The sequence below is a fragment of the Vicinamibacteria bacterium genome, from assembly GCA_035620555.1.
Classification (GTDB): Bacteria; Acidobacteriota; Vicinamibacteria; order Marinacidobacterales; family SMYC01; genus DASPGQ01.
The window spans coordinates 1-10,132 of the sequence record DASPGQ010000343.1 but is presented as its reverse complement, the minus strand read 5'-3'; the positions used below and the strand labels follow the sequence as shown (position 1 = coordinate 10,132).

General features: G+C 60.1%; 13 protein-coding genes. 10 read left to right on the top strand and 3 right to left on the bottom strand.

Going from position 1 to position 10,132, the window contains the following annotated elements; genetic code table 11:
- From VEK15_14045 to dnaA, 3 genes are all read right to left on the bottom strand, one after another.
- On the bottom strand, window positions 1-394 hold a 394-nt coding region (locus VEK15_14045), incomplete at its 3' end, for an ATP-binding protein (GenBank protein ID HXV61814.1).
- A 98-nt stretch (window positions 395-492) separates the two neighbouring features.
- A complete protein-coding gene (gene dnaN / locus VEK15_14040; GenBank protein ID HXV61813.1) occupies window positions 493-1,602 on the bottom strand; it encodes a DNA polymerase III subunit beta in 1,110 nt (369 codons plus the stop codon).
- 274 nt (window positions 1,603-1,876) lie between these two features.
- A complete protein-coding gene (gene dnaA, locus VEK15_14035) occupies window positions 1,877-3,199 on the bottom strand; it encodes a chromosomal replication initiator protein DnaA (GenBank protein ID HXV61812.1) in 1,323 nt (440 codons plus the stop codon).
- Between the two features lie 344 nt (window positions 3,200-3,543).
- Between dnaA and rpmH the strand changes: the two genes are divergently transcribed.
- The 10 genes from rpmH to VEK15_13985 all read left to right on the top strand — a co-directional run.
- On the top strand, window positions 3,544-3,678 hold the full coding sequence (gene rpmH, locus VEK15_14030; protein HXV61811.1) for a 50S ribosomal protein L34: 135 nt from the start codon (window positions 3,544-3,546) through the stop codon (window positions 3,676-3,678).
- Window positions 3,679-4,102: 424 nt separating this feature from the next.
- A complete protein-coding gene (gene yidD / locus VEK15_14025) occupies window positions 4,103-4,297 on the top strand; it encodes a membrane protein insertion efficiency factor YidD (GenBank protein ID HXV61810.1) in 195 nt (64 codons plus the stop codon).
- A gap of 16 nt (window positions 4,298-4,313) precedes the next feature.
- A complete protein-coding gene (gene yidC, locus VEK15_14020; GenBank protein ID HXV61809.1) occupies window positions 4,314-6,017 on the top strand; it encodes a membrane protein insertase YidC in 1,704 nt (567 codons plus the stop codon).
- A gap of 2 nt (window positions 6,018-6,019) precedes the next feature.
- Entirely contained in the window at window positions 6,020-6,508 is a 489-nt protein-coding gene (locus tag VEK15_14015; GenBank protein ID HXV61808.1) for a R3H domain-containing nucleic acid-binding protein, read from the top strand.
- A gap of 18 nt (window positions 6,509-6,526) precedes the next feature.
- A complete protein-coding gene (locus tag VEK15_14010) occupies window positions 6,527-7,186 on the top strand; it encodes an RsmG family class I SAM-dependent methyltransferase (protein ID HXV61807.1) in 660 nt (219 codons plus the stop codon).
- 56 nt (window positions 7,187-7,242) lie between these two features.
- Window positions 7,243-8,019, top strand: a complete 777-nt coding sequence (locus tag VEK15_14005) for a ParA family protein (protein HXV61806.1) — start codon at window positions 7,243-7,245, stop codon at window positions 8,017-8,019.
- Window positions 7,997-8,881 (top strand): ParB/RepB/Spo0J family partition protein, encoded by an 885-nt coding sequence (locus VEK15_14000; protein ID HXV61805.1) that lies wholly within the window; start codon window positions 7,997-7,999, stop codon window positions 8,879-8,881. Before VEK15_14005 ends, VEK15_14000 begins: the two co-directional genes overlap by 23 nt.
- A 46-nt stretch (window positions 8,882-8,927) precedes the next feature.
- Entirely contained in the window at window positions 8,928-9,329 is a 402-nt protein-coding gene (locus VEK15_13995) for a polymer-forming cytoskeletal protein (GenBank protein ID HXV61804.1), read from the top strand.
- Between the two features lie 114 nt (window positions 9,330-9,443).
- Window positions 9,444-9,872, top strand: coding sequence for a hypothetical protein (locus VEK15_13990; GenBank protein HXV61803.1), 429 nt, complete (start codon window positions 9,444-9,446; stop codon window positions 9,870-9,872).
- On the top strand, window positions 9,869-10,132 hold a 264-nt coding region (locus tag VEK15_13985), incomplete at its 3' end, for a hypothetical protein (GenBank protein HXV61802.1). The genes VEK15_13990 and VEK15_13985, both read left to right, overlap by 4 nt.

Sequence of the window (10,132 nt, the reverse complement as noted above, 5' to 3'; positions counted from 1 at the left end):
CCGACACGCCCACGCCGTGGAGGCCGGCCGAGAATTTGTACGTGTCGCTGTCGAACTTGCCGCCGGCGTGGAGCTGAGTCATCACGACCTCGGCGGCCGGTTTTCCCGTCTTCTTCTCGACGTCCACGGGGATGCCCCGTCCGTTGTCGGCTACGGTGACGCTATTGTCGACGTGGATTGTCACGTCGACTTCGGTACAAAAACCCGAAGACGCCTCGTCGACGCTGTTGTCGACCACCTCGAACACGAGGTGATTCAGCCCCGCGGGTCCGGTCGAGCCGATGTACATCGCGGGACGCATCCGAACTCCTTCGAGTCCCTCGAGGACGCGGATCCGATCGGCGGTATAGTCGTTGCGCCGGTTTGGCACGATTTGATCTAGTGGTTCTTCCATAGTTCTTAACGATCTTCCTCTTGCCGCGCGACCGGGTCACGGTCCCACACGAGCGAGCGCGCTCGCTGCACGGACAAAGCGTCGTCGATAGTCAGCTCTCAGAGCCTCATCGGCATGACGACGTAACAGTAGTCCCCTTCGCTTTCGCCCGCTGGGCGAAGCAGTCCCTGAGAGGCATCGTCCTTCAGCTCGAATCGAATTTCCGGGGACGACGACGCGCTCAGGAAATCGAGCAGATATTGCCCATTGAAACCGATCTGCAACGGTTCACCGTCGTAGCCAGCCTCCACCGTCTCGCTCGCTTCACCCATTTCCGGGTTCTGCGAAGAAACCTCTACCCGGCCGGCTTCGATGGCAAATCGCACGGCCCGGGAGCGTTCGTTGGCCAACAGAGACACGCGACGGATGGCTCCCGCAAGCTCCTCTCGAGCACAGGAGACACGCTTCTCGTTGCTCTGGGGGATGACTTTGTCATAAGCGGGAAACTGATCGTCGACCCGCTTCGACACCAACAACCGCTCACCTATTCTGAAGAATAAATGATTGTCGCTCTGGGCGAACTCGACGGGTCCGTCCTGCTCGGCGAGAATCTTAACCAGCTCCAGAAGTGTCTTCTTGGGAATGATGACGCTGACGTTCGTCGCCCCGCTCGGTTCTCTGCGCTCTTTGGCGATGAACGCGAGACGATGTCCGTCGGTGGCAATCATGCGCAATTGCCTTTCGGTGAGCTCGAGCTTGGCGCCGTTGAGAAAGTAACGGTTGTCGTCGGATGTGATCGCAAAACTGGTCTTGCTAATCAACTCTGCTAGAACCTCCCCCGGAATCGCAGTGAAACCCGATGACGGGGGATCGGGCAAGGAGGGAAATTCCGTTTTGGCGAGGCCCACCATCTTGAAATAGGCACGGCCCGAAGAGATGGAGGCCCAGTTGTTTTCCATCGCCTCGACGTTGACGTCCGAATCAGAGACGGCGCGAACGATCTCGTACAGCTTCTTGGCCGACAAAGTGAGCGCACCCGGCTTGACGACCTCACCATCCAGACGGCAGCGCAAGCCAACATCGAGATCGGTGGCCGCCAGTGTCAGACCGGTGGACTCGACCTCGATGAGGACATTGGCCAAAATCGGAATCGTATTTTTCCGCTCGACGATACCTTGAATGAGTGCGAGCTCTCGGGCCAAGTCCTCTTTCCTGGCGGTGAACTCCATTGAGTGTTCCTTTCAATCAATAGGTCTTCTTATATAGATGAAGAGATACCTTTAGTAATTATATCAAGAAGGGCCTGTTGAGAAAAGGAAAGAGGGGGTGTAAGGTATTGATAATTAGATATTTAAACCAGTGGATTTAGTGTTGATAAGCCCGTTGGTACAGTGTGGGCCCTGGTTGAAAAAAGAGGCGCGCTCGTAATGACACCGGTTGGCGAAGGCTTGTCAACAGGATTTTGCGGTGTAAATGTGGATGCTCGTATTGGTGAAGCAAGCGTCAGCGAAAGGAATCGAGCAAGCTTTGAATTGTACGGTCGAACTCGGGGTCCGTACTTCGAAGGAGGTCGACCTTCCGCACCGAGTGAATGACGGTGGAATGGTGTTTGCCGCCGAAGGCCTTGCCAATATCGGGAAGGCTGGATTTGGTGAGGGATTTGGCGAGATACATGGCGATCTGACGTGGAAGAGCGACGGATTTGGCATTGTTACGGGCTTTGAGGTCCGCGATTCGGATGCGGTAGTGGTGGGCGACCACCTTTTGAATGGAGTCGAGAGTGATGTGTCGCTCGTCGCCCGGTAAGAGGTCGCGCAAGACCTCGCGAGCCAAGGAGATGTCGATCGCGCCTCCGGTGAGAGACGAGTAGGCGATCAGGCGGATCAACGAGCCTTCGAGCTCGCGGATATTGGACTTGATTCGAGAGGCGATAAAGATCGCGACGTCGTCGGGAAGGAAAATTCCCTCGGCGTCCGCTTTCTTTCGGAGGATGGCGATCTTGGTCTCGAGATCCGGAGGCTGGATATCGGCGGCGAGCCCCCACTCGAAGCGGGATCGGAGTCTTTCTTCGAGTGTTGGGATCTCCCGCGGCGGCGAATCGCTGGTGAGCACGATTTGCTTTTGCGAGTCGTAAAGCGCATTGAATGTGTGGAAGAACTCTTCCTGGGTTCGCTCTTTTCCAGCGATGAACTGGATATCGTCGACGAGGAGCACGTCGTAGGATCTGTGTCTCTCGCGAAAGTCGAGGATGCGGTCGTAGCGAATGGCGTTTATGAGCTCGTTCATGAACTTGTCGGCGGAAATGTAGAGGAGCTCGAGCGAGGGGTTGTGGTCGATGATACGGTGGCCGATAGCGTGCAACAGGTGGGTCTTCCCGAGGCCGACGCCGCCGTAAATGAACAGGGGATTGTAGGCGCGGGAGGGCGTCTCGGCGACGGCTTGGGCGGCGGCGTTGGCGAATTGGTTACTGTTGCCGACGACGTAGGTGTCAAAGCGATACTTGGGGTTCAGAGGTGGAGGTGTGCTCGGTGAATTGGAATCCGGAGGCGGGCGCCGCAGTGAAGAGTCGTCTTTGGACTCCTGAGGCTCGGTGGATTCGGTCTCGAATACGACTTCCAGATCGGGTCGGTGAAGCTCATTGAGGGACTCGTGAATGACGCCAACGTAGTGTTTGTTGAGCCATTCACGGAATTGGTTGTTGGGAACCTGAACGTTGACGGTACTTCCGGTCTCGAGCAGGAGCTTCGTAGGACGGAACCACGTATTGAAGCTGTGCCGGTTGACTTTGGACTCGATGCGCTGCAGGACTTCTTCCCAGAGATTCATCGGTAAACAGCTGTAAGTAAGTCGCAAGTAAAGGGTTGGAGGGATTTGATCCACGGTGTGCGGAAAACCAACAAGAGGGCTTTCCACAGATTTTTCAACAGTTGTGGAAAAAAGGTCATACGAGGGACCCCATCCCCGTTTTGATTTGACTCCGAGTTTTTTTTAATCGACCGGACGAGGGCGGTAATCTAGCACAAGGTCTGGGGACGGACAAGAAAAATAACGGGCGAGTGACGGAAAATTTGACGGTTGACAGTACAGAGTGCTGCCGCTAAGATCGCTCGTTTCCCCTAGCATGGGAGTGCGTAGATGGTAGGGTTCGAAAGCGGGACGGGAGAGCCCGAATGAAGAGAACGTTTCAGCCAAATCGACGGCGCAGAAAGAAGACGCACGGTTTCCGCGTACGAATGCGTACGAATGGTGGGCGGTCGGTCCTTTCGCGACGTCGGCGCAAGGGGCGCCGCCGCCTTGCCGTGTGAGACGGAGAGAGAGGCGAGAGGGCAAGCGGCTAAAGCGACGGAAGGAGTTCGAGCTGGCCTATCGCGAAGGAAGGCGCGTGGTGAGCCCTTTCTTCGTGGCGTTCGTGCGAGCTACGGAGCTGGGGTCGTTGCGATTGGGTGTGGTCGCTAGCCGACGAGTCGGTGGCTCGGTGGCACGAAATCGAGCGAAGCGACTTCTGCGTGAGGCTTTCCGAAGGAGTAATCGAGCGCCGATTGTGTCGGCGGACGTGGTTCTTGTCGCGCGGCAGGCAATCGGTGAGGCGCGCTGCGCCGAGGTGGAACGGGCGTGCGCTCGGGGTTTGGGGCATATTCTAGAGAGATTGGCGCGGTCGAACGAAGCGCCCGGGGGACGTTGGTGACTCTCTTGGAGCGGATTGATCGGAGATGGGCGGCCCGCGGGGTAGTGGCGGGGATTCGGCTGTATCAAGTGAGCCTCGCTTGGTTGTTTCGAGGAGCGTGCCGATTCTATCCATCATGTTCCGAGTACGCTGTCGAGGCCGTGGGAAAACACGGAGCGTTTAGAGGTGCGCGACTCGCGTCGGCACGACTCCTGCGTTGCCACCCTTTCAGCCCCGGGGGTGTGGATCCCGTCCCCTGAGGGATAAGTTTCTGGAATGGAAAAGCGCCTGCTTCTGTTCTTCGCACTAACGTTTCTCATCGTATCCCTCTGGTATCGAGTCTTCCCGCCAGATGTGCCGCGAGAGGTCGTGGGACCAGCGCCGGCCGTCGCGTCCGAGTCGCCGGTGGCGGACTTGGACTCGAGCGATCGTCCCGACGTTTCGAAATCCCAAGAAGGGGTGACGTCGGGGGATGTGGCGCCTGAGGTCTCCGCGAAGGTCGAGGAGAGTATCGTCGTCGAGACCGACGTGCTTCGACTCGAGTTCTCGAATCGGGGCGGTCATCTGGTGAGTGCGAGGCTTCGGCAGTACGAGGATGCCGAAGGGGAGCCTCACGAGCTCGTGGCCATCGAGGCCGCGGCAGAGAGCGGGCTGTATCCGCTCGACGTTCGGCTCGACGACTCGACTCGGACGGAGGCCGCACGCCGGGGCCTTTACCGTGTCGAAGGGCCGCGGAGAGTCGAGCTTCGCGGCAAGCAGAGTGCTGAGGTGAGCTTCGAGTGGGCCGACGGGAGGGGATTCAGGGTTCGGAAGGCGATTCGAGTTTCGGGCGATCGATACGATCTGGACGTGACGGTATCCGTTACCGAGCAAGGCGAGCCCCTGGCGAAGGAAGTGTTGTTTGGACCTGGCCTGGGCCGGCAAGCGAACCAGAGCCGTTACATGGACGTCGAAAAAGGCGTCGTGGCGTCGCGTGGGGAGGTGGCCCTGTTTGCCGCCGGAGATGTCGAGGAGGGAGAGGGGCGCGGCGTGAGCGTTTCCGCCGTGGGCGTTGCGTCGCACTACTTCGCGGCCCTGATGCTTCCGGACGACGATGGACTGTACGGGTCCCGACTGGAGAAGATGAACGTCCCGTTTAGTGAGGGCGCGGAGCGCACGGTAATCACGGCAGCCCTCGAGGCGCCGCGGGGTCCGGCCTCGTTCCAGCTTTTTCTCGGCCCGAAGAAGTTGGAGCTGCTCGAGGCGATGCGACCCGGACTGTCGGAGATTATCGAGTTTGGCTGGATGCGATACCCGGCGTTGTTGCTGCGCACCGCGTTGATGAAGATCCACGAGATCGTCGGGAACTACGGTTGGGCGATCGTGCTTCTTACCGTGGTCATCAACATCGTCCTGGTGCCACTCAAGCACTACAGCTTTGTGTCGATGCGACGGATGCAAAAGTTGGCGCCCCAAATCCAGCGCATTCGCGACCGGTACCGAAAAGTGAAGCCCACGGACCCCCGATATCAACAGATGAACCAGGAAATCATGGGTCTGTACAAGGAGCACAAGGTGAATCCGGTCTCCGGATGCCTTCCGATGATCCTGATGATCCCATTCTTTTTCGCCTTCTACGGTCTTTTGAGGGTGTCGATCGAGCTCCGCCACGCGCCGTTCGCGGGGTGGATTCAAGACCTGTCCGTGCACGATCCTTTGTTCGTCTTGCCTATTTTGATGGGCGTGAGCCAGGTGGCAATCCAGAAAATGACGCCGCAAACGACCGCGGACCCGATGCAAGCGAAGATCATGTCGTTCATGCCCATCATGTTCACGTTCATACTCGCTTGGGCTCCTGCCGGGCTGGTTCTCTATTGGTTCTCGAACAACCTCGTTTCCATGGGCCAGCAAGTTCTTACCAACCGCTATCTCCAGAGGCGGGATACCGACGGGGACTCGCCCCAAGGCTCGCGGAAGCGTAAGGCGAAGAAGAAGGAGTAGGCGTGTCGACGGAAGCTATGGATAGCGACGAAGGAAATTCTTTGTCGGGGGAGGTCCAGGAGTTCACGTCGCGAATGGTCGCGTGTCTCGACTGGGACCTCGCGGTCTCCGTTTCCGGCGGGGAGGGGGACGACAACGACACGGTGCACGTGGAGCTTTCGGGAGAGGATCGTGAGATCGTGGTTCGGAATCGGGCCGAGATCCTGGAAGTGATTCAGTATCTTCTCAATCGAATCTTCGCCCGCCAGCTCGGAGACGGCCGCGTCATCGTCGATTGCGACGGATTCCGGGCGCGCAAGGAGGCCGAGTTGATTGAGATTGCGAACCGAGTCTCCGAGCGAGTTCGGCTTACGGGAAGGAAGGAAGAGCTCGGGTTGATGAACCCTTACGAACGCCGGATCGTTCACCTCGCCCTAGCGGAGAAGCAAGGGGTTCGCACCGAGAGCGCGGGTGACGGGCTCATGAAGCGTGTCGTCATCCACCCGGCGTAACGCACCAGCGGAATGCGGGTGAGGCGAAAAGGGAAGCTGAATCGGTGGTTTCGAGAGGTTGGTACCGAAGGATTCCCGGCGGGGTGGATGGAGCGCGCCGAGGCCCTCGATGACCTGTTGGAGAAATGGTCGGCCCGCATCTCGCTGAGCGGTCTGAGCGGGGAAGAGCAAAGAGCGCAACGCTATTTCGCCGAAGCCTTCGCGGCAAGGAAGTACGTTCCTTTGACCGGGACGGCGCTCGATATCGGCTCGGGGGCCGGAAGCCCCGCGCTTCCGCTCGCAATTGTGACTCCGGAGCTGGAATGGGTTCTGTTGGAGTCGAGAAGGCTGAAGGCTGGTTTCCTTCGGGAGGCCGTTCGATTGCTTTGCCTCGAGAACGTTCGGGTGGAGACGGGACGCTTCGACGATTCTTGGGTGGGTGGTGGGTACGACATCGTGACGACTCGAGGGGTCAAACTCAGGGGAGAGATGTTGGACAATGTCGAGTCGCGGCTCGCGAGTGGGGGTAGGCACCTCTGGTTCAGCAGCGAAAGTATCCTGAAAGACGCGGCGCGCCGGTTGGAGGAGCGGCCGGCGCTCCGGGTCGAGGGACCCATGCGACTTCTCCCGGCCGGTAACGTGAAGAGCGGCTGGCTGCTGGTCTGTGAGCGGGTCCCGGAGCCGGGATGTTTCACGTGAAACATTCTCCCCTGTGGTATGCTCTGCGCCTTCGCACCCCGATCTAACACGGAAAAATGGCCCACACGGTCGCGATCGCCAATCAAAAAGGCGGTGTCGGCAAGACGACCACCGCAATCAGTGTGAGCTCATCGGTTGCTGTAGCGGAGAAAAAGGCCCTCGTGGTCGACATGGATCCGCAGGCGAATCTGACGTCCGGCCTCGGCATGGAGCCGGCGGCGAGCCGGCCGACCGTGTACCGTGGACTCATCCAAGGGACTCCCGCCCAGGAGATTATTCGGGACACGCAGCTCGAGACGCTGAAGTTGATGCCGTCGGAGAGGAATCTTACCGGTGCGGAGCTCGAGCTCGTCGACCAGCCCCGGAGAGAATACCGCCTCAGGGAGCTTCTCGCTCCGGTCGCGCCCGCGTTCGACTACGTGTTCATCGACTGCCCACCCTCACTCGGCCTCCTGACTCTCAACGCCCTGGTCGCGGCAGACTCGGTGCTGATACCGCTGCAATGTGAGTTCTTTGCGCTCGCCGGCGTCACCGAGCTCTTGTCGACGGTGGAGCGTGTCCGGTCGGCCTTCAATCCGGACCTGCGCATCGAGGGCATCGTCTTCACGATGGTAGACGAGCGAACGAACCTGACGAATCAGGTCATGGAGGACGTCCGAGACAATTTTCCCGGTGTCGTCTTCACGACTGTGATTCCGCGAAACATTCGTCTCGCCGAGGCGCCATCATTCGGCAAACCGATCCTGCTCTATGACATCCGCTCGAAGGGTGCCGAGGCCTATCTGTCGTTGACCCGGGAGATCCTCTCGCATGAAGCGCAAAGCGTTGGGTAAGGGTCTCGCCGCGCTGCTGCCGGACACCGCCTCTCCCGGCGACGGCGGGCAGCTCGCCCAGGTTGCCGTGGAGCTCATCGACCCCAATCCAAACCAGCCACGGCAGCACATCGATGCGCAAAAACTCGAAGAGCTCGCGCACTCGATGACTCAGCAAGGGGTGGTTCAGCCGCTCGTGGTTCGGCGCACCGGCGCCCGTTATCAAATCATCGCGGGAGAGAGGCGGTGGCGGGCAGCCCAGAAAGCGGGGCTTGCGACGCTGCCGGTGCTCGTCCGGGAAGTATCCGACGCCGAAGCCCTCGAGGTCGCCCTCGTCGAGAACATCCAGCGCGAGGAGCTCAATCCGATCGAGGAGGCGTCGGCCTACCGCCGCCTAATCTCCGAGCTCGGGTACTCTCAGGAGCAGGTCGCCAACCGCGTGGGGAAGGATCGGTCGACGGTGGCCAATCTGTTACGCCTGCTACGTCTTCCCCGAGAGATTCGGATGCTCATCGGCGAGCAAAAACTGTCCCCAGGCCACGCGCGACCTCTGCTTGCGCTCACGTCTCCCGACACCCAAGTGGCCATCGCCAAGGAGATCGTCGATCGCGGACTGAGCGTTCGCGACGTGGAGCGTCGAGTCAGCGCCGCCGGCAAGGCCATGGCTGGTGCCGGCGCCCGTAAGCAGAGCCAGGATGCCAACACCCGGGACGCCGAGAAGCGGCTCGAGCAGGCGCTCGGCACCAAGGTGCGAATCGTTCGCCAGGGCAAGCGCGGGCGAGTCGAGATAGACTTCCACACCGAAGACCAGCTTCAGCGCCTTTACGACGGGCTGCTCGCGGCGGCTCCTTCGCTGCGGACGGGTCGCGGCAGCAAGGGCTGAGCCCAGGTCCTCGGAAAAAACATCAACAGAAAGGACCCAAGCCAGCGTGAAACGAAAAGGCGAGCCAGGAGGGGACTTGTCAGGGTTCCTCGACAAAGGGACGGAGTTCCACGGCGATTTGACTTTTCAAGACACTCTCAGCATCTACGGGAAGTTCGAAGGGACGATTCGTTCGGGTGGGCTCCTCGTGGTGGGCGAGTCGGCGGAGGTGAACGCCCAGATCGAGGTGGCCAGAATCTCGGTGAGAGGCCGACTCAAGGGTAGTGTCCGGGCGACCGAACGGGTCGAGCTCCACGAGCCGGCGCGATGCGAGTGCAGTTTCGACACGAAGGTTCTCGTCGTCAGCGAAGGGGCGCAGTTCGACGGACAGTGCACCATGCAGGGCGCGCGAAGCGCTCCCCGGGACGTCGCGTCTGACAAAGTGAAGCGGTTTGTCCCTTCAGAATGAAGATAACAAGAGTCCGCTTCGCATCGGGGGTGGGTTGGCACGTTGACGGATCTTCGAATCGCGTGATATATTTTAGAGCTTCGTGCGTATCCATCCGATTTTCAGAGCAACCCATTGATTTCCGTCGACGCGACCGCCTTCGTCATCCTCGCGCTCGTGCTCGCGCTGGTATTCGTATTGAAGAATCAGTTCTTCGAACCGCTCGCTCGTACGATGGAAGAGCGCGAAACTCGCATCGAGCGCGCGGCCACGGCATGGGGCGACGCCGAGCGCACGATCGAACAGGCGCGCGCCCGCGTGGCCTCGGCGGTGCAAGAGGCGCGAGCCGAAGGTTACGCCCTCCTCGAAAGCGAACGCCGAGCCGCGCAGCAGAAAGCCCGCACCGAGCTCGAGGCGGGAAGGACGCGAGCGAGCGAGCAGATCGAAGACGCACGGCTTCGGCTGGAGTCGGAGACCGATCGAGCGGTTCGGCAACTCGAGCATGATGCCGACGCGTTGGCGCGTCAGATAGCAGGGCGGATCCTCGGAAGAGAGATCGCGTGAGACTTGCGCTCGCTGTGGCCGTAGCGGTTCTCGTACCGGTGAGCCCGCTCTGGGCGGCAGAGGGCGGCGAGCTCCCGCGCATCGTCAACTTCACCATCCTGGCCGTGATCCTCGCGCTCGTGCTCCGCAAGCCAATCGCCGGCTTCCTCGAGGCGAAGACCGAACAGATCCGCTCCTCGCTCGAGGAAGCGAAGGTAAAGCAGAAGCGTGCCGACAGCGAGCGTCTGAAGGCAGACGAGCTCCTCGCCCGACTCGAGGCA

What these genes read in the sequence shown, in the direction of transcription:
- VEK15_14000 (HXV61805.1), top strand. Translation starts at nt 7,997, where the DNA reads ATGAAGCGCAAAGCGTTGGGTAAGGGTCTCGCCGCGCTGCTGCCGGAC.
- dnaA (HXV61812.1), bottom strand. Translation starts at nt 3,199, where the DNA reads ATGAATCTCTGGGAAGAAGTCCTGCAGCGCATCGAGTCCAAAGTCAAC.
- VEK15_14005 (HXV61806.1), top strand. Translation starts at nt 7,243, where the DNA reads ATGGCCCACACGGTCGCGATCGCCAATCAAAAAGGCGGTGTCGGCAAG.
- rpmH (HXV61811.1), top strand. Translation starts at nt 3,544, where the DNA reads ATGAAGAGAACGTTTCAGCCAAATCGACGGCGCAGAAAGAAGACGCAC.
- dnaN (HXV61813.1), bottom strand. Translation starts at nt 1,602, where the DNA reads ATGGAGTTCACCGCCAGGAAAGAGGACTTGGCCCGAGAGCTCGCACTC.
- yidC (HXV61809.1), top strand. Translation starts at nt 4,314, where the DNA reads ATGGAAAAGCGCCTGCTTCTGTTCTTCGCACTAACGTTTCTCATCGTA.